Origin of the sequence: Labrenzia sp. R5_0 (assembly GCF_017743835.1) — a bacterium.
Lineage (GTDB): Bacteria > Pseudomonadota > Alphaproteobacteria > Rhizobiales > Stappiaceae > Roseibium > Roseibium algicola.
Genome location: NZ_JAGHRK010000001.1, coordinates 1,430,883 through 1,448,780, shown reverse-complemented (window position 1 = coordinate 1,448,780; position 17,898 = coordinate 1,430,883). Strand labels below are relative to the sequence as shown.

At 57.9% G+C, this 17,898-nt stretch carries 18 protein-coding genes; 8 read left to right on the top strand and 10 right to left on the bottom strand.

What is annotated here, in order from left to right:
* Positions 1-2: 2 nt before the first annotated feature.
* The 3 genes from J7447_RS06620 to J7447_RS06610 all read right to left on the bottom strand — a co-directional run bounded on the left by J7447_RS06620 (position 3) and on the right by J7447_RS06610 (position 4,501).
* A complete protein-coding gene (locus J7447_RS06620; protein WP_022999486.1) occupies positions 3-1,076 on the bottom strand; it encodes a hybrid-cluster NAD(P)-dependent oxidoreductase in 1,074 nt (357 codons plus the stop codon).
* A gap of 4 nt (positions 1,077-1,080) precedes the next feature.
* Entirely contained in the window at positions 1,081-2,316 is a 1,236-nt protein-coding gene (locus J7447_RS06615) for an aromatic ring-hydroxylating dioxygenase subunit alpha (RefSeq protein WP_031268817.1), read from the bottom strand.
* A 148-nt stretch (positions 2,317-2,464) separates the two neighbouring features.
* Positions 2,465-4,501, bottom strand: a complete 2,037-nt coding sequence (locus J7447_RS06610; RefSeq protein WP_209169121.1) for an NADH:flavin oxidoreductase — start codon at positions 4,499-4,501, stop codon at positions 2,465-2,467.
* A 169-nt stretch (positions 4,502-4,670) separates the two neighbouring features.
* On the opposite strand from J7447_RS06610, the gene J7447_RS06605 reads away from it, so the two are divergent.
* The 3 genes from J7447_RS06605 (at position 4,671) to J7447_RS06595 (ending at position 6,719) form a co-directional block, all read left to right on the top strand.
* A complete protein-coding gene (locus J7447_RS06605) occupies positions 4,671-5,324 on the top strand; it encodes a TetR/AcrR family transcriptional regulator (protein ID WP_022999489.1) in 654 nt (217 codons plus the stop codon).
* A gap of 54 nt (positions 5,325-5,378) precedes the next feature.
* On the top strand, positions 5,379-6,242 hold the full coding sequence (locus J7447_RS06600; RefSeq protein WP_209169120.1) for a helix-turn-helix domain-containing protein: 864 nt from the start codon (positions 5,379-5,381) through the stop codon (positions 6,240-6,242).
* 66 nt (positions 6,243-6,308) lie between these two features.
* A complete protein-coding gene (locus J7447_RS06595) occupies positions 6,309-6,719 on the top strand; it encodes a VOC family protein (protein ID WP_022999491.1) in 411 nt (136 codons plus the stop codon).
* A 65-nt stretch (positions 6,720-6,784) separates the two neighbouring features.
* Here J7447_RS06595 and J7447_RS06590 read toward each other — a convergent pair whose 3' ends face one another.
* Both J7447_RS06590 and J7447_RS06585 read right to left on the bottom strand, forming a co-directional pair.
* Positions 6,785-7,276 carry an Lrp/AsnC family transcriptional regulator gene (locus tag J7447_RS06590; RefSeq protein WP_031268819.1) on the bottom strand — a complete coding sequence of 164 codons (492 nt, stop codon included), beginning with the start codon at positions 7,274-7,276 and terminating at the stop codon, positions 6,785-6,787.
* 158 nt (positions 7,277-7,434) lie between these two features.
* Positions 7,435-8,079, bottom strand: coding sequence for a uracil-DNA glycosylase family protein (locus J7447_RS06585; RefSeq protein WP_209169119.1), 645 nt, complete (start codon positions 8,077-8,079; stop codon positions 7,435-7,437).
* Between the two features lie 130 nt (positions 8,080-8,209).
* Between J7447_RS06585 and J7447_RS06580 the strand changes: the two genes are divergently transcribed.
* On the top strand, positions 8,210-9,766 hold the full coding sequence (locus J7447_RS06580) for a HAMP domain-containing sensor histidine kinase (RefSeq protein ID WP_022999494.1): 1,557 nt from the start codon (positions 8,210-8,212) through the stop codon (positions 9,764-9,766).
* Positions 9,767-9,809: 43 nt separating this feature from the next.
* Here the strand turns inward: J7447_RS06580 and cobT are convergent, their stop codons facing one another.
* Complete coding sequence (gene cobT, locus J7447_RS06575; protein ID WP_055653840.1) at positions 9,810-10,835, bottom strand: nicotinate-nucleotide--dimethylbenzimidazole phosphoribosyltransferase; 1,026 nt, start codon at positions 10,833-10,835, stop codon at positions 9,810-9,812.
* A gap of 106 nt (positions 10,836-10,941) precedes the next feature.
* On the opposite strand from cobT, the gene cobS reads away from it, so the two are divergent.
* The 4 genes from cobS to J7447_RS06555 all read left to right on the top strand — a co-directional run bounded on the left by cobS (position 10,942) and on the right by J7447_RS06555 (position 14,013).
* Positions 10,942-11,814, top strand: a complete 873-nt coding sequence (gene cobS / locus J7447_RS06570; protein ID WP_209169118.1) for an adenosylcobinamide-GDP ribazoletransferase — start codon at positions 10,942-10,944, stop codon at positions 11,812-11,814.
* Positions 11,815-11,893: 79 nt separating this feature from the next.
* A complete protein-coding gene (locus tag J7447_RS06565; RefSeq protein WP_209169117.1) occupies positions 11,894-13,048 on the top strand; it encodes an alpha/beta hydrolase in 1,155 nt (384 codons plus the stop codon).
* Between the two features lie 63 nt (positions 13,049-13,111).
* On the top strand, positions 13,112-13,303 hold the full coding sequence (locus J7447_RS06560) for a DUF1289 domain-containing protein (protein WP_081713301.1): 192 nt from the start codon (positions 13,112-13,114) through the stop codon (positions 13,301-13,303).
* Complete coding sequence (locus tag J7447_RS06555; protein WP_209169116.1) at positions 13,300-14,013, top strand: TIGR02281 family clan AA aspartic protease; 714 nt, start codon at positions 13,300-13,302, stop codon at positions 14,011-14,013. The genes J7447_RS06560 and J7447_RS06555 overlap by 4 nt, the downstream gene beginning before the upstream one ends.
* Here J7447_RS06555 and dusA read toward each other — a convergent pair.
* From dusA to J7447_RS06535, 4 genes are all read right to left on the bottom strand, one after another.
* Positions 13,962-15,041 (bottom strand): tRNA dihydrouridine(20/20a) synthase DusA, encoded by a 1,080-nt coding sequence (dusA, locus tag J7447_RS06550; RefSeq protein WP_209169115.1) that lies wholly within the window; start codon positions 15,039-15,041, stop codon positions 13,962-13,964. The two genes, J7447_RS06555 and dusA, sit on opposite strands and share 52 nt — an antisense overlap.
* A 132-nt stretch (positions 15,042-15,173) precedes the next feature.
* A complete protein-coding gene (locus J7447_RS06545; RefSeq protein ID WP_209169114.1) occupies positions 15,174-15,875 on the bottom strand; it encodes a 4'-phosphopantetheinyl transferase superfamily protein in 702 nt (233 codons plus the stop codon).
* Between the two features lie 111 nt (positions 15,876-15,986).
* The gene (locus J7447_RS06540) at positions 15,987-17,627 is read right to left on the bottom strand and encodes a cyclic peptide export ABC transporter (RefSeq protein WP_055653825.1); all 1,641 of its coding nucleotides are present in this window, start codon (positions 17,625-17,627) and stop codon (positions 15,987-15,989) included.
* Positions 17,628-17,673: 46 nt separating this feature from the next.
* Positions 17,674-17,883 (bottom strand): MbtH family protein, encoded by a 210-nt coding sequence (locus J7447_RS06535; protein ID WP_209169113.1) that lies wholly within the window; start codon positions 17,881-17,883, stop codon positions 17,674-17,676.
* Positions 17,884-17,898: the final 15 nt, after the last annotated feature.

Below are 17,898 nucleotides of genomic sequence, written 5' to 3'. Positions count from 1 at the left end.
GCTCAGATATCGACCTCGACTGTACCGATCGGATTGGAGCAGCACGCCAGAATGAAACCGGCCTCGATATCTTCATCGCTGATGCCACCGGAGTGGACCATGTGAACTTCACCGGAAAGTTTCTTCACCTTGCAGGTGCCACACACACCGAACGTACAGCCCGACGGGATATTGAGCCCTGCATCCTTTGCAACGGCCAGAACCGTGTCGGTTTCCGAACACCAGGAAGACACCTTGGAGTTGGCAAAGACGATCTGGGCCTGCACGTCGTCCTGAGGTACGACGTCATCGAACTCTGTCAGTTCAGCCTTGGTTTCAGCCGGCGCCTGGAAGCTTTCCTGGAAATAGTTTTCCATGTTGAAACCCAGCGAGTTCAGAATCTCGCGCACGGATTCCATGAAGCCTTCGGGGCCGCAGCAATAGACTTCGCGCTCCAGATAGTCGTTGCACATCAGGCCCAGCATCAGCTGGTTGAAGTGCCCGCGATAACCGGTCCAGACCTCGTAAGGATCGCTCTTCGTGACGACGAAGTGCAGTTGCAAACCGTTGACGCGGCTCGCCATGTACTCAAGCCGCTTGCGGAAGATCAGATCAACAGGCCGCGTTGCGCACTGGATGAAACAAATGTCCGGATCCTCACCGCGCTCGAAGAGCGTCGTCGCCATCGACATCATGGGCGTAACGCCGGAGCCGGCTGAAATGAACAGGTACTTGTTGTCCGGATTGCGCGGCAGATGGAACAGCCCAGCCGGTCCATAAGCCTTGATCTGCATGCCGGGAACAAGGTTCTCCAGCATCCATTTCGTACCGACGCTGTCCTGCTGGACCTTTACCGTTACGGAGATATAGGCGTTGGTCACCGGCGAAGAGGAAATCGTATAGGTGCGTTGAACGTTTCCGCCAGGCACCGGGAGATCGAGCGTGATGAACTGGCCGGCCCGATAGACGAAAGTCGCGCCTGATGGCGGACGGAAGGTGAAGGTTTTCACCCCCGGCGCCTCGGGCAGAACACTCACGCATTCCAGAACTTCACTGTCGGACCAGACCGGCGTATCGCGTCCGGGCATCGGGATCATCGTACTACTCCGCCGCGACACGGAAACGGCCCATCAGACCGTTTTCCAGGGTTCGGGCGTACCAGTCGACGAACTGGATAACGCCACTTTCCTGAGCCGGAGAATACGGCCCCGGTTCATAGGCCGGCGACTTGATGCCGATCTGGTTTTCCTCAACGATCTGACGGTCCTCATCGTTGGTGTGGACCCAGACTTCCGTCAGCCGCTTGAGGTCGTAGTCGACCCCTTCCTGAGCGTCCTTGTGCACCAGCCAGGTGGTTGTCACCTCGGTTTCCATGGGACTGATCGGCAGAACGCGGAAAGTCAGCACCTGGTCGGACAGGAAGTGGTTCCAGGTGTTCGGATAATGGAAGAACAGGCAAGACCCCGCGTTGTCGAAGGGCACGGACCCGATACGCTTGGAAACGGCTGCCTTGCCATCCATGGTGTAGCTGACCGCATCTCCCAGGAACGGAATACGCACGAAACGCCATTGCTCGGACGGCGAAATCAGGAACCTGGACGGAAGCCCTGCGCCTTCGCAGCGCTCCACATGAGCCTTGCCGACGTTGGAAGAGGTTGAATCGTCACCACCCACGAGGTTGGGATCGTCCGGGAACGTCCGGCATAGCGACGGATGCGACCCGGAGCAGTGATAGCACTCGCGGTTGTTTTCCAGAACAAGCTTCCAGTTGCCCTGCTCGACGATGGTCGACTGGTGGGCAACCTTGAGGTTGGAAAGGTCGTGCGGGCCGAGATAGCGTTCAGCCTGCTTTTCCAGTTCCGTGGTGTCGGGAGCAACGGCAGCAAGGCAGATGAACACCATGCCTGAAACGGTCACGCAGTGTACGGTCTTCAGTCCATGGTTTTCCGGCTTGAACTCCGGCCCCATTTCGCGCGCCCACAGAAGCTTGCCGTCGAGTTCGTAGGTCCACTGGTGGTACGGACAGACCAGCTTGGGCGCCGAACCTTTGGATGCTGCACAAATGCGGCTGCCGCGGTGACGGCAGGAATTGTGGAATGAGCGAATGACACCGTCGGCTCCACGCACGATGATGATGTTGTAATCGCCGATCTGAAGCGTGACGTAATTTCCCGACTTCGGCAGCTCGGCTGACGGAATGGCGAAAATCCATTCCTTCTGCCAGATGTTCTTCAGGTCCGCCTGGTAGACGTCGGCATCGGTGTAGAAGGCCTGGGGCAAAGAATACCCGGCTCGTCGGCCCATCAGAAGTGATAGAATTTCCGCATCGCTGAACATGGTGACACATCCTCTTTGGCCGAGTCTCCCGGCCTGTCCTTGCCGGGAACGTTAGGCCCACCCGACCCCACCGCCGTAGCGCAAAAGCGTCATTTGGTTATCCATGTAAGACGCTGCCCAAATTTTCCGCGTGCGGTGCAGCATCACGTCAAATGTCCTTGACCAAACGTAACGCATCATAGATTGCCGCATGGGTGTTGCGAGCCGCAACCGCATCGCCGATGCGGAAAAGCGCGAATGTGCCATCCGGGTTGGCCTCGAGAGGCTGCGGGCGGCCAAAAATCAACGCTTCCTGCTGAACCGCACCAAGGTTTTTCGACATCGGCTTCAGCTCGAAATAGAGTTCATCCATCGGCATTGTACCGTGATTGACGACGATTTGGTCGAATTCCCGCTCTTCCGTGTGGCTGGAATAGTCTGTTCCGACGACAGCGGTGATCAAGTTCCCGGAACGCTTTGCAGCTTTCAGGCGGTAGGTGACCGTGAAACGAACGTCCTTGTCTTGCAGCGATCGCATGTAAGGCACCAGGTTCATTGCCATGACATCCGGGGCGAAGGACCTGTCCGGCGTCATGATCTCCACGTGAGCGCCGGATTTTGCGATCATCTCGGCCGCCTGAAGTGCGGGATGATCACCGGCATCGTCGTAGACGAGTACACGTTTGCCCGGCTTGACGTCGCCAGCAATGATATCCCAGGCAGAGACAACAAGATCATTGCCTTCGCTCAGGACTTCCGTATGCGGCAAGCCTCCTGTTGCGACGATCACCACATCCGGGTTTTCTCCTGCGATATCTTCTGCTTCTGCAAAAGTGTTGAAACGGAACTTCACGTCTTTCGCCAGGCACTGGTCCATTCGCCAGTCGATTATGGAGATCATTTCGCGCCTGCGCTCGGATTGCGCTGTCAGCCGGACCTGACCACCGGCATGTGGCGCTGCCTCGAACACGATCACATCGTGCCCCCGTTCGCCTGCAACGCGCGCCGCTTCCATGCCGGCGGGCCCTGCGCCAACGACGACCACCTTCTTTTTCGTGTCCGCGAGCGGGATCTCGTGGGGCATGGTCAATTCCCGACCGGTTGCCGGGTTGTGGATGCAAAGTGCATCGCCAGCCTGATAGATGCGATCGAGACAATAGGTTGCTCCCACGCAGGGGCGGATATCCCCTTCCCGCTTTTCGGCAATTTTCCTGACCACCATAGGGTCGGCCATATGTGCCCGCGTCATGCCGACCATGTCCAGAAGCCCTTCGGCGATCGCATGGCGCGCTGTTGCGACATCGGGGATCTTGGCTGCATGGAAGGTCGGCATGCCGACTTCCTTCTTGATGCGGCCGGCAAAATCCAGATGCGGGGCGTTGCGCATGCCCTGAACGGGAATCACGTCGGTGAGCCCCGGATCAGTGTCGATGTGGCCCCGAATGACATTGAGGAAGTCGACCTGTCCCGTAGCCTTCAGGCGACGGGCAATTTCAAGACCTTCGTCTTGCGTGATGCCTCCGTCCAGATCCTCATCCGCGGTAAAACGGATGCCCAGAATGAAGTCGTCACCAACCCTCTGCCGAACCGCCTCGATGACTTCGAGTGAAAAGCGCATCCGGTTTTCCAGTGAACCACCGTACGGCCCATCCAGCGTGTTGGTGACCGGCGACCAGAACTGGTCCATCAGGTGACCGTAGGCCTGCAGCTCTATGCCATCCATTCCGCCGGCCTTCATGCGTTCCGCTGCGTCGGCATAGTCGGCTATGATGCGGGCGATGTCCCACTCTTCGACCCGCTTGGGAAAGGCCCGGTGCGCTGCTTCACGTTCATGGCTGGACGAAACCGCAGGTAACCAGTCCCCCTTGTTCCAGTGTGTTCGGCGACCAAGATGGGTCAGCTGGATCATCACCGCACAATCGTGTTCGTGGCAGGCATCCGTGAGCCGCTTGATCCACGGCACGACTTCGTCCTTGTAGGCAAGGATATTGTTGAAGACGGGCGGCGAGTTGCGTGAGACGGCCGCGGAGCCGGCGGTCATGGTCAGTGCGACACCGGCCTTTGCCCGGACCTCGTGATAGGCGCGATACCGGTCCTTCGGCATGCCATCCTCAGGATACGCAGGCTCGTGCGACGTGATCATGATCCGGTTTTTCAGCGTCAAATGTTTCAGCTGATAGGGCTGCAACAACGGATCTTTCGACATCTCTTTCCTCTCCAGGCATTCCACCGCGTCACGGATTTCCTCAGGTTTGCAAAGATTAATTCCCACCGATCATCTTTGAAAAGTCTGAAAAGCGACATAGGTGTCGCTTTTGTCGACATTAGTGTCAATTTTGATTGCCGGCAGGCCGGTGCTTTGTTATCGCAAGCACATGAGCGACCTATTGATCGAAAAAACGTCCGGTTGGCGCGGCACACGTGAAATCTGGATCGAAGCTGCCTACCAGGCGCTGATTGAACATGGCATTGATGCCGTCAAGGTGATGCCCCTGGCCGACAGGCTCGGTCTGTCGCGGACCAGTTTCTATGGCCATTTCTCAGACCGGAACGACCTGCTCGACGCCTTGATCACCCAGTGGCAAACGAAAAACACCGGCAATCTGGTGAAACGGACCGAGGATTACGCGGAGACAATCACCGAGGCGATCCTGAACCTTTTCGATTTGTGGCTACTGCCGGAGCTGTTCGATTCCCGGCTGGAATTTGCGATGCGCAACTGGGCACACGCGGATCCGGACCTGACGCCCATGCTGGAAGAAGCCGACCGGGTGCGGATCGAGGCTTTTACCGCGATGTTCGAACGTTTTGGCTATGAACACGCCTCGGCCGACGTGAGAGCCAACACCATGTATCTGACGCAGATCGGCTATATTTCCATCGTCAAGGATCGGCCGAGCGAGCCGCTTGGCCCCAGGCTTCAGCGCATGCCCCACTACATCGAAATCTTTACCGGGAAAACCGTATCCGATGCCGAATTCGCCAGATTTCGCGCGCGCCATCCGCTGGGTCCCGGTAAGACTGAATGATTATGGGTGACCACGACCCGAGTTGAACCTATCCTGCCCCGACAAGGAAGGATCATGACCACCTCGCAAGACGCCTCACCGCCCTCCTCCTCGGCTCCCCCCGGCATTGATGCCGGTTTCTGGCGCCGGACAGCACCGCCGGACTTGCGCAGCCTTTTCACCGACATCATCGGCTACGAAGAGCGAAACCCTCAGACGAACAGGCAGGTTGAAACCGCCTCGCTGACCATTCCGCTCATCCTGAGTTTCGGCGATCCGTTTGAAATCGCGCTCGGTCAGCATCCAACTGCTGAAAATGAGCGCCCCACCTTTCTGGCTGGGCTCAGCAGTTCTCCGGTTTTCATTCAGTCAAATGGCCGTGCCAAATGCCTGCAGATCAACTTTACTCCCATCGGTGCCCGTCATTTTTTCCGGTTCCCAATGGACCTGCTGACGGACCAGATGTTGCCGTTTGCCGATGTCGCGGAACCGGAACTGGCTGAATTTGTCCGCCGGATCGAGGATCTGACAAGCTGGAATGCGCGGCTTGATCTTGCCCTTGCCTACGTCATCAAACGCCTACGGCAAGACACCGTCCAACTGACCCCGGCGGACCATGTGTTGCGACGGCTACTTGAAACCGGAGGCCAGGTCTCAGTCACATCGTTGGCTAAGGAGATTGGCTGGAGCCGAAAGCACCTGGCACAAAAATTTCGGAAGGATATCGGCCTTCGACCCAAGACGGTTGCCCGGGTGATCCGCTTCGGCAAGGTGCTCAAACATGCACAGAACTGCTGCGACATCGACTGGGCCGGGTTGGCGGTCGATTGTGGTTACGCAGATCAGGCCCATCTCATTCGGGACTTTTCCGAGTTTTCCGGTCAGTCACCGGAAGCCTGGCGCACACGGCTGCTGAATGGCACTGCCAACACCTGGTAGGTAACAAAACTTCAATCCCGCAAAATCGCGAAGAGCTATCACCTCCTTCATCAAAGGAGGTACGACATGTCTCATGAAGCAAGCAGAATTTATCCCGTTTTCCGGTTCGGCAATGCCAATGCGATGATCAAGTGGCTCGCAGATTCATTCGGGTTTGTCGAACACGAAGTGCACCGGGACGACCACGGCACTGTGGTGCATGCAGAGCTGGCTTTCGGATCAGCCATGATCATGGTCGGTCAGGCCCGCGACGACGCTTTTGCAAAGATCATCGGGCATCCGGATGGCCCTTGCGGCAAGGCAATCTACCTGGCAGTGGAGAATGCCGACAAACTGTTCGACCGCGCCACTGCGGCTGGGGCGACAATCCTGGAGGGGTTGACGAACCGGGACTACGGCAGCCGGGAATTCATTTGCCAGGATCCTGAAGGAAACATCTGGAGCATCGGCACCTATTGGCCCAAAACGTCCACGTGAACCAACCAGAAGACCGAATGAACCTTAGGGTTCGCTGGCCGGAACGGATCGTGTTGCCGGCCAGTTCACTTGTCCCGGTCGGGTTTAGGCTTTTCCGGTGCCACATAGCTGAGCGGCAAGGCCGTGGTGTTCTTGATCTGCTCCATGGCGAAGGTGGTCGAGACATCCGAAATGTCGATCCGGGAAATCAGCTTCTTGTAAAAGGCGTCATAGGCCTCGATGTCCGGCACGGCGACACGCAACAGATAGTCGACCTGACCTGCCATCCTGTAGAATTCGACCACTTCGGGAAACTCCCGGATGACATCGGCGAATTTCTTCAGCCAGTCTTCGGAGTGCTGGCTCGTGGTAATGGCGACGAAGGCCGTTACCTTCGCATTGACCTTTGCCGGGTCCAGCAAGGCGACGCGGCCGGTGATGACCCCGTCTTCTTCCATTTTCTGAATGCGCCGCCAGCACGGCGTGGTCGACAGCCCCACCCTGCGGCCGATTTCAGCCACCGGAACGGTACAATCTTCCTGGAGAATGGACAGGATGCGACGGTCGATACGATCAATCATGAATTCAAGATCCGGCCAGGAGCAACAGAGATTCCCGACCGCGCAGACCGCAACATGTTGGGAAATCATTTTCATTGAAGATAAAAACTCGTAACTGAGTTTCAATGAAAATGTCAATTCTCACCGAAATGAGAATTATTTTCGAATTCCAGCAATTAGGGCACCATTGTAAGGCGCTGAACCTCGCCTCTCAGAACCGGCAGCAGCTCGGTTTCAAACCACGGGTTCTTTCTCAGCCACGCATTGTTGCGCCAGGAAGGATGCGGCAACGGCAGGACCGCCGGTTTGCCGTCCATCTGCCGAGCGAAATGCTGACGCCAGTTTGATACTGTCTCGGTAAGGGATTTCTGCCGGTTTGACCCGAGATGATAGGCTTGGGCGTATTGGCCGATAACCAGCACCAGTTCGATCTGCGGCATGGCAGCAAACAAGCGGTCATGCCAGACCTTGCGGCATTCGGTGCGCGGTGGCAGATCGCCCCCTTTTGCGTCCAGTCCAGGAAAACAAAACCCCATCGGCACGATGGCCAGTTTACCGGCGTCGTAGAAAATATCCTCGTCGATGCCCATCCAGTTTCTCAACCGGTCACCTGAAGGATCGGTGAACGGTCTGCCGCTCTGGTGAACGCGTGTGCCTGGCGCTTGTCCGCAGACACAAAGCCTTGCTGTTCCAGACACTTGCAGAACTGGTCTGGGCTCATGCGGTAATGCCGACTTTTCAGGTTTCTCGACGCAGATCCGGCACGACCGCACGTCAGCCGCGAGTCTGTCGAGTGTTTTCGAATTCGTCTTTTCTGACAATGAGTTGCACCTTGGTACAGCCTGTTAACACTTCCCTTACCACGATCTTGAGGACGATCTTAAGGAATGGTGAGTCAGGTTGAATAAACACGCGGCAGCGCGATAACAAAATCAAAACTTTGGGCAGCAAATGGCATCGGTTGCGTCAGAAACCGGCGACGACAAAGTCACCATCAACGAACAGCGCGCCAAGCGCCGTCGTGAGATGGCGCGCTCGGCCAACGATGTGCGCAGCCGCCTTGGTACGCCTGAAAACTGGTACACGTCTTTCGATCTGGAACGGCAGCATCTGTTTGCCGACACCCGCATCAACGCTGCCTACGCGGTCCCCCTTCTCGCCCTGATCGTTGCCGCGATCTCCGTTCTGTGGATCAACCCGCTCTTCATCGGCGCCTGGTTTACGGCGACGCTTTGCACCCACTTCATGATGGTGATCACCAGCCATTCCTACGAGAAGGCTCCGTCCGACCAGAAAGCCCGCATCTACTGGCGGCGCAGGTTCGCCTTTGGTGACTTCGTCTACGGCTGCAGCTGGGCCAGCTTCTTTCTGCTGCCCCAGACCAGCGAATCCGGCGACGGATTTGTCATCTTTCATTTCGCGACGCTGCTGATCGTGGTTGCCATGAACACGATGCAGTCGGCCACCCTGCCGAAATGCCTGCTTGCCAGCACGTTGCCCATGACACTGATCGTCACCGTCAGCTTCCTGCAGCAGGTGAACCCGATCCACTATACGCTCGCCGCCATGGCGATCGGCGCGCAGGGTTTCTTCCTGATCCTGGGCAACCAGCTTCTGAAGAACGCCAACACGATGCTGGAATACCGGGCCGACAAGGATCACCTGATCGCCGAGCTGGAAACTGCGAACGCGATGTCGGACGAAGCGCGCCGCCGCGCAGAAGCTGCCAACCTTGCCAAGTCCCGCTTCCTGGCCACAATGAGCCATGAACTGCGGACACCGCTCAACGCCATCCTCGGATTTTCCGAAATCATGAAGGATGAAGTGCTCGGCAAGATGCACAACAAGAACTACCAGTCCTATGCCGAAGACATTCACGGCTCGGGACAACACCTGCTCAACCTGATCAACGAAATTCTGGACCTGTCCCGCATCGAGGCCGGTCGGCACGAATTGCACGAGGAACCGATCTTCCTGGACGATATCGTCGAGGAATGCGGGACCATGATGAAGGTTCGGGCGAAGGCCAAGACGATTTCGCTTCACCACACCCACGAGCCTGACCTGCCGCGCGTTTGGGCGGACGAGCGAGCCCTGCGTCAGGTGGTGCTCAACCTCCTGTCCAACGCCGTGAAGTTCACACCGGTGAACGGTGAAGTCTGGATCAAGGTCGGACCAACGTCAGATGGCGGACAATACGTCTCCATAAAGGATACGGGCCCCGGCATTCCGGAAGACGAAATTCCGACCGTACTGGAAGCTTTCGGTCAAGGGTCTCATGCCATCAAGACGGCAGAACCGGGGACAGGTCTTGGCCTGTCCATCGTCCAGGCGCTGATCAACATGCATGACGGCAAGTTCTCGCTGAAGTCCAGGCCCGGCGAAGGCACTGAGGTGATCGTCACCCTGCCGAGAGCCAGGATCATGAACTATTCGCCGGATGTCATCTGGGTGGACCCGAACGACAAGGACAGCGGCGTACCCTCCGGCAAGGCAAGATCGGCCTGATCCGCATCAGCGGTTTCAGGCCGCTTCAATTTCAGAAAGAGCTTCAGTCGTCTTTTTCGGACACACCGGCGTCCGCAAAGGTGGCCATGCCGGAGTGCATTTCGGCGGCTGCCTTGGCAATACCTGCTGCGAGCGCAGCACCGGAGCCTTCACCCAGACGCATGCCAAAATCGAGCAGCGCATCCTTGCCCATGTGCTCGAGCACCTTCGCATGGGCCTGCTCTGCCGAAACATGGGCGAAGAGGCAGTGGTCGAGACCGGCCGGGTCCATCGCATAGACAACAGCAGCAGCAGCCGTCGTGACAAAGCCATCGACAATCACCGGAACGCGCTGCAGGCGTGCGGCAATGATGAGGCCGGTCATGGCAGCAATCTCACGGCCACCGATGCGACGCAGGATCTCCAGCGGATCACGTTCGCCGTTCAGTCGAGCAACTGCTTTTTCGACAGCATCGCGTTTGCGGGCAAGGCCCTCGTCGTCAACGCCGGTACCGCGCCCGATCCAGTCTTCAGCCTTGCCGCCGAACAGCGCATTGATAACCGCAGCAGCGACTGTGGTGTTGCCGATCCCCATTTCGCCAAGACAGATCAGGTCAATCCCGCCGGCGAGCGCTTCCATGCCGTATGCCATGGTCGCAGCGCAATTGGCTTCGTCCATCGCGTCTTCCCGCGTGATGCTGGGGGTCGGCATATCGACCGCCAGGTCGAATACCTTCAGACCGATGTCGTATGCCCGGCAGATCTGGTTGATTGCAGCACCGCCAGCCGCGAAGTTCTCGACCATCTGCCGGTTGACCGCACTTGGAAACGCGGACACGCCTTCATCCGCAACCCCATGGGCGGTCGCGAAGATGCCGACCATCGGCCGCGTAATCTTCGGCGGTGCCTTGCCAGACCAGGCAGCCAGCCATTCGGCAATTTCCTCAAGCCTTCCGAGCGAACCGGCAGGTTTGGTCAACTCCGCATCCCGGGCCTTCACCCTCGCGAGCGCATCCTCGTCCGGCCCCGGCATGGATTTCACCAGATTGCGGATATCGTCAAAGGGCAGCGCGGTCTCGGAGAGGGACATGTTCTTTTGGTTCCGGTTGTTCGCGGCCGTCGAGTGGCCACTTGGTCTCGCTTAGCCGCTGTTCTATAACTTCGCCCGGTAAAAACTCAAGCACGGGACCGGCCTGATGAGCTCTGAAACCGACCAAGAGCCTGATTCACAGGTTGAAACGCGGTCCAGGAAAACCCGGGATCAGCACCAGGTCTGGCTGCACGGGGGCAAGGCACTCGCCGCGGACACGGCAGCTTGCGTACGATTCTTCTCCCGGCTGCCGCTGCCTGCAGTCAACACCGAAGACGACCCGATGTCCCCTCCGGACTTTGTTCGGATCGCCCGTGCAGCGCCTCTGGCAGGTGCAATCATTGCCCTGCCCGCGGCCGGCGTCGGTGTTGCGCTCGGTTTCACTCAACTGCCACTTCTGGCCGTTGCAGTTCTCCTGACCGCGGTTCTTGCGGCAACAACCGGAGCTCTTCACGAAGATGGCTTGAGCGACGTAGCCGACGGCTTCTTCGGCGGTGCAACCCGCGAAAGACGCCTCGACATCATGAAGGACAGCCGCATTGGAGCCTTTGGGGCTCTCGCCCTGATGATCTCGGTACTCCTGCGCGCCGTCCTGCTTGCAGCGCTTTGGCAAAAATTCGGACCGGCTGATGCGGCGCTGCTTTTTCTGGCGGGAGAAGCCCTCAGCCGGATGCTGCTTGTCTGGCAGTGGCAATGTCTGCCATCTGCAAGACCCGAAGGGCTCGGAGCTCGCTTTGGAAAGCCGTCCCGGTCAACCGTGCAACAAGCTTTTCTTGTGACCTTGCCCGTGATGCTGCCTGTGTTCTTCCTGCTCTCCCTGCCGACCTTGCTGCTGGCCCTTGTCATCGCCATCACTGCGGCACATGCGACCGGTCGGCTTGCCGTGGCCAAGATTGGCGGAGCCACTGGCGATGTTTTAGGCGCAGTTCAACAACTCACTGGTCTTGGCTTTCTTGCAGGGATGCTTATGGTGCCGTGAGTAGCGGATAGAGGCCTTGGTGGCGGGAATAGCTCACATGTCAGTATCGGGCAATTCAGTTAGACGAGAAGCAACAGGTTTGCGCGCAGCAACCCTGTTGATCGTTTTTGCCATCTTGTCCGCCTGTTCCGGAAGGCCGGAAGTCGGAGCGCTCGCGCTCAACGAGGACCCGGTCGTTGGTGCCAGGGTAAATGATATCCTGATCGTCACCACCCGCCAGCGGGACGACCGCCCCGACACCTATTTCAGCGGTGAGCGTTCAGCCGCGGTCAATTACGCGGAAGCCTCGATTTCGGTACCGCCTTCTCACAAACCGGGACAGATCGAGTGGCCCGAAAGTCTGCCGGGTAACCCCAAGACCGACTTCGTTGCGCGCAAGGCCGACTACATTGCCGACAAGGCCGCCTTCCGGCGTTCCGTCAACGCCAGGCTTGCCAGTTTGCCGCGCGGCGAACGCGATATCATGCTGTTCATTCACGGCTACAACACGCGCTTTCCGGAAGGGCTTTACCGGTTCGCGCAGATTGTAAACGACAGTCAGTTCCAGGGCGTCCCGGTTCTGTTTACCTGGGCCTCACGTGGCAAGCTTCAGGATTACGTCTACGACCTCAACAGCGCCGCGATTGCTCGCGGTGCCCTTGAAGAAACGCTTGTGGAACTTGCCAAGACCAATGCCGACAACATCACCATTCTCGCCCACTCCATGGGCAATTGGCTGTTGATGGAAACCGCGGTACAGGCACGACCGGAAAACCGCCGGCTTGTCGCAAAGCATGTCAACGACATCGTTCTGGCGGCGCCCGACATCGATATCGACCTCTTCAAGACCCAGCTCAAGCGAATTGGCCCGATGCCCCGGCCCTTTACCGTTATCGTTTCGCGTGACGACAAGGCCCTGCGCATCTCGCGCACCATCGCAGGTGGCAAGGAACGTGTCGGGGCTTTCTCCAACGATCAGGAACTGGCGGAACTCGGTGCTGTCGTTATCGATGTGACCGAGCTTGAATCGCTGGACAGCACGAACCATTCGAAATTTGCACAGCTTGCACAGCTGCAGCCTGACTTGCGCAAGGCACTCGGCAGCTCCGCACTCGGGTCCGGTGCCGACCACAACCGTGGCGCCAATCTTGGCGATGACCTGGGGTCCTTTGTGGGCACAACGGCACAGGCAGCAGTTACCTTGCCGATCAAGGTCATCACCGCGCCGTTCACCTATGCGTCAGGCGGCTATTGATCCGGTCATTATTCGCTGTTTTCCGCCCAATACAGTCTTGGCAACGCCACAATCTGCGGCCATATGCGCTTCATGAAGTCACCTTGTATCAACATCTGCCAGATCGACGCCAAATCAGGCCTTTGCACAGGCTGCCTGCGCACTCTTGACGAAATCGCGTCCTGGGCGAGTTACAGTGAGGCCAAGCGCAACCAGATCCTCGCAGAATTGGCGAACCGGCCTCAGCCGACCACTGAGCCCGGAGTGCGCGGATGAACAATCCCAGAAACTACCGCGGCCTGATGGTCGTCATTCTGGTGCTGGTCATGGCAGTTGCCGCTTTCTATGCGTTTTTTGGTGACCCGACCGACCCGGCGAATGTCAATTTCGATGACACTGGCCCCCGGGTTGTTGCCCTTTCCGCACTCGCCTTCGTTTTTCTGGCCAGTTTCCTGTTCGGCCAGCCGAAAGCCCGCGAAATTCTGCATGGCACGGTTTTCTGGGGAGGGTTCTGTGCCCTGCTCGTTGTCGGCTATGTCTACAAGGCGGAACTGGTCCAGGCGGGTTACCGCGTTCTTGGGGCACTGGCACCCGGACTTGCCGTGACCCAACCCGACGGCACCATTCTGATTGTCCGCGATGCTGGCGGGCATTTTGTACTGGATGGACGCATCAACGGTGCTCGAGCAGAGTTTCTGCTTGATACAGGTGCCAGTGCCGTTGTCCTGACCTATGAAGACGCGCTGCGTGCCGGTTACCGGCCAAAAGACCTGACATTTTCAGTACCGGTTTCCACCGCCAACGGCCGTGCACTGGTCGCGCCGGTGAAGATCGACACGATCACGATCGGCGATCACACGCTGCGCAACATCCGCGGTTTCGTCGGGCGCCAGGGGACGCTCGATTCCAGCCTTTTCGGCATGACCGCACTTGATCATCTGCGCAGTTGGCGCATCGAAGGCGACAAGTTGATCATGACGCCTTGAGCGGATCGGGAACCGCGCGATAGAGTCCTATTCGGCTGCCGCCAGTTCGGCTCCTGCAGGACTACCGCTGCAAGCGCCTTTTCGACCACTTCCAGACCAGCACCGGGCTTGATCGCCTCCACTGTCAGAATGCGCCGCCAGGACCTCGCCCCTGGACGCCCGTGGAACAGGCCCAGCATGTGCCGCGTCATATGTGCCAGTTTTACGCCCTTGCCCAATTGCTCTTCCAGATAAGCCATATGCGCCTTCACCGCATCCCAGGGTGAGACGTCCGGCCCGCTGGCGCCATAGAGCCGCCGGTCGACCTCTCCCATGATCTGCGGAGTGTGATAGGCAGCACGGCCAAACATCAGGCCATCCAGGGTCTCCAGGAATGGTTCCGCCTGGTCCAGCGTCTGCAAGCCACCGTTGAGGCCGATGAACCTGTCCGGCAGACGCTGCTTCAGGCGCAGAACCCGCTCATAGTCGAGCGGCGGAATGTCCCGGTTTTCCTTTGGGCTGAGTCCCTTGAGCCAGGCCTTGCGCGCGTGTACCCACAAGGCATCTGCGCCCGCAGCAAAAACCGCATCCGCCATGGCGTCAAGCGCCGCTTCAGGGTCCTGTTCGTCGACACCGATCCGGCATTTCACGGTTACGGGAATATCGACGGTGGCCTTCATGGCCTCGACACATGCCGCCACCAAGGTGGGCTCTTCCATCAGGCACGCGCCGAAGCGGCCGGACTGAACCCGGTCGGACGGGCAACCCACGTTGATATTGACCTCGTCATAGCCAAAATCGGCAACGATCCGCGCGGCTTCTGCCATGTCCTTCGGATCGGATCCGCCCAACTGACAGGCAACCGGGTGCTCAATATCGGAAAAGCCTAGCAGATGCTGCCGGTCGCCATGGATCACCGCTCCAGTCGTCACCATCTCCGTATAGAGCAGCGCATGCCGCGTCAGTTGCCGGTGAAACGCGCGGCAGTGGCGATCCGTCCACTCCATCATGGGGGCGATGGAAAACTTATGCTCTTGATACTGTTGCATTTTTCTTCAACTGCAAGGAACTGGCTCCGGACGTCCACCGTCCAGGCTGGACACGCAGTGAGGTGCGTTATCCAAGTTTGTTCTCGTGTCGACCGACTTTAGTAGACGCGAAATAACAAATTTCGGGGCTTTTCAAAAGCTCCGCTTTTCACAAAGGATGATTTCAACGTCCCTAGCGTCTATTCCGCCAAAGACCGCCAGCGCGACACGCCAGTGCCCTGGACGCCGGCTGATCTGGAAGGAACTGGCCGGACGACGGAGGTCGGGCGGCGCGGAAATTGCGATGTCCCGATCGTCAGCCAAGGTAAAGCTGACGGTGGTCAGATCGGCTGTAATGCCCAGGCCGACAGCTTTCAGATACGCCTCTTTCAGCGTCCAGAAATCCAGAAATCTGGAGGTCTTGTGAGCACCTTCAACCTTCGCCAGCTCTTGTCTTTCTCCGGGTGAACAAACGTCGCGCATCAACATGTCTACTTCGACCGTGCGCTGATCCGTTTCCGCATCAATGCCGATCACGCCCTTCCTCGTCACGGCGCAGGCAACCAGGCCACGTGTATGCGTCAGGCTGAAGTCGAGGTCTGACCGTCCGGCGACTGCCGGCTTTCCCGTAGCCATTGGCGCGAACTGCCAATCGCGCGGTGCCGTACCGGGTTCCAGATCACTCAGGGTTTTCCGCAGCAACGCATGTGCAAGCGCGTAGTCCTTCCGGTCCTGATCGAAATGAAACGCATGAAACCGCTGTAGTTCATCCTCCGAGAGAATTTCCAGCGCAGATTCGAGATCCTCGGAGCTGCAGCCGGTCGTCTCCAGAATGATCGCCTTGGTGCCTGGCAAGTTAACTCCCGGAACTCTGGAGATGGTAATCGGAGGGAAGACTGTTTCACCCTGTTGAGAAGTGACCTGGACACTAGCGAGGCTCTACCGTCAAGAACTCAGCCGAAGGTTTCAGACCGTGGCATCAGCCGGACTGGACACCTTGCTGATCCTGCCTTCTTCCATCCAGACGATCTTGTCTGCAACATCGAAATACCGGTCGTCATGCGTGATCGCGATGACTGTGCGGCCTTCTTTCTTCAGTTTCATCAGGAAATCGGTATAGAACCAGCGCCGATACTCCGGATCCTGATCGGCGGCCCATTCGTCAAAGAGGTAGACATCCCTGTCTTCCAGCAGGGCAACGACCATGGCGAGCCGCTTTCTCTGGCCGGTGGACAGGTTCGTCGTGCTGAACCTGTTGTTCCGGTAGTGAACCTTCTCGTCCAGTTTCATGTCTTCCAGCAGGTCATAAAGCTTCTGCTCGTCCGTCAGATCCACACCATAAAGCCGGTCGAAGAGGTGGAAATCGGAAAAGATGACCGAAAACAGGCTGCGATACCGGTCGATGTTTTCAGGTTTGACGACCTTGTCGTCCCATGACAGATGACCGCCATCCGGCTCATAGAGACCGGTCAGGATCTTCGCGAGAGTCGACTTGCCGCTGCCGTTGCCACCAACGATGAAGACCATTTCGCCCGATGCAATTTCCAGGTCACAAGGCCCGATCGAAAACGGGCGGTCGCCATCTTCGCTATGATAGGTGTAGGCAATCTTCTTCAGGGATATACCTTTGGAAAGCCTTGCCTGCCGCACTTCGCTGCGCTCATCCATGGCTTCGCTGTGTTTTTCCAGAAGCTCTCTCAATTCCTCGATATTGGACACCGCCAGATTGGCACGCGAAACGACCGGCAACATGCGGATGATCGAGGTGATTGCGCCGCTGGCAAAGACGATCACCGTGACAATCTTGCCCGGGATCGAGAGGTCCGACACATAAAACGGAATCGCAAAGACCAGCGTTCCCATGAGCGTGTAGAAGAAGACATCACTGACAGACTGGCCATAGTTGAAGGAGCGGCCGGATTCCACCCGTAGATCCTCGACCTGCTCTGATCGCGGAATGATGTAGTTGTGGAAGAGATCGTCGCTGCGCTGCGCGTTCAGCTTCACTTCCTTGAAGCCGCTGAGAATGTTCTCGAAGCTGTTGTGAAAGGCCTGTTCGCTCAGGCTTGCCTGGCGCATCAGTTCCTCCGCATCGCGGTAGCTCTTGCGATAGAAGAAGATGGCGCCGGCCAGAAACGCCAGGGTGACGATAAAGGCAAGCGGCGAGAGATAGCAGATATAGAGCGCCGACATGACCAACTGCATGACGAAATAGATCAGACCGACAAGCGCTGGCGCTGTTTCCTCGATTGTCTGATGGTCACGACCAACTGCTGCCCTGATACGGGTCAGGCCGATTTCTTCAACGGTTGCGAGGTTCAGACTGCGGACTTGCGCAGTCACCCGGATCCGCAAGCGACACAGATAATCGGCGATGATTGCGGTTGCCATGTTGAGGGCGCGATTCATCGTGAAGAGAACGGTCGCGCAGCCAAGCACGAAGAGACCGAGATACTGCCACTGCAGACCGGTGTTCTGCTGATAGTTCGTCACCGCGTTGATGACGGCAATGATCAACCCCATGACCAGCCCGGGCACCAGGGAAAGCAGCAGGAAGGTGCGTTTGCTGTCGCCCGCTTCACGATACAAGAGACGAAAGAAATTCATTGAAGATTAGGCGCTCCAGGTGGATCATCACCGTTTGAGAAATATGTCAGTTCAGGGCAGCATCCTGAAGGCTTTTCGGGCGGATGTCGGTCCAGTTGGCGTTGACATAGTCCACGCAGTCCTGCCGCTTGCCGGGGCCGAAGACCGACCGCCAGCCATCGGGAATCGGTACGAATTCGGGCCAGAGAGAATGCTGTTCCTCGTCATTCACCAGCACATGGAAAATGCCGTCCGGATCGTCGAATGGATTTGTCATCGCCGTCTCTCCCAA

Bases quoted from the DNA above. Each gene is read 5' to 3' on its own strand.
- J7447_RS06620 (WP_022999486.1), bottom strand. From the start codon at position 1,076: ATGATCCCGATGCCCGGACGCGATACGCCGGTCTGGTCCGACAGTGAA.
- J7447_RS06615 (WP_031268817.1), bottom strand. From the start codon at position 2,316: ATGTTCAGCGATGCGGAAATTCTATCACTTCTGATGGGCCGACGAGCC.
- J7447_RS06610 (WP_209169121.1), bottom strand. From the start codon at position 4,501: ATGTCGAAAGATCCGTTGTTGCAGCCCTATCAGCTGAAACATTTGACG.
- J7447_RS06605 (WP_022999489.1), top strand. From the start codon at position 4,671: ATGAGCGACCTATTGATCGAAAAAACGTCCGGTTGGCGCGGCACACGT.
- J7447_RS06600 (WP_209169120.1), top strand. From the start codon at position 5,379: ATGACCACCTCGCAAGACGCCTCACCGCCCTCCTCCTCGGCTCCCCCC.
- J7447_RS06595 (WP_022999491.1), top strand. From the start codon at position 6,309: ATGTCTCATGAAGCAAGCAGAATTTATCCCGTTTTCCGGTTCGGCAAT.
- J7447_RS06580 (WP_022999494.1), top strand. From the start codon at position 8,210: ATGGCATCGGTTGCGTCAGAAACCGGCGACGACAAAGTCACCATCAAC.
- cobT (WP_055653840.1), bottom strand. From the start codon at position 10,835: ATGTCCCTCTCCGAGACCGCGCTGCCCTTTGACGATATCCGCAATCTG.
- cobS (WP_209169118.1), top strand. From the start codon at position 10,942: ATGAGCTCTGAAACCGACCAAGAGCCTGATTCACAGGTTGAAACGCGG.
- J7447_RS06560 (WP_081713301.1), top strand. From the start codon at position 13,112: ATGCGCTTCATGAAGTCACCTTGTATCAACATCTGCCAGATCGACGCC.
- J7447_RS06555 (WP_209169116.1), top strand. From the start codon at position 13,300: ATGAACAATCCCAGAAACTACCGCGGCCTGATGGTCGTCATTCTGGTG.
- dusA (WP_209169115.1), bottom strand. From the start codon at position 15,041: ATGCAACAGTATCAAGAGCATAAGTTTTCCATCGCCCCCATGATGGAG.
- J7447_RS06540 (WP_055653825.1), bottom strand. From the start codon at position 17,627: ATGAATTTCTTTCGTCTCTTGTATCGTGAAGCGGGCGACAGCAAACGC.
- J7447_RS06535 (WP_209169113.1), bottom strand. From the start codon at position 17,883: ATGACAAATCCATTCGACGATCCGGACGGCATTTTCCATGTGCTGGTG.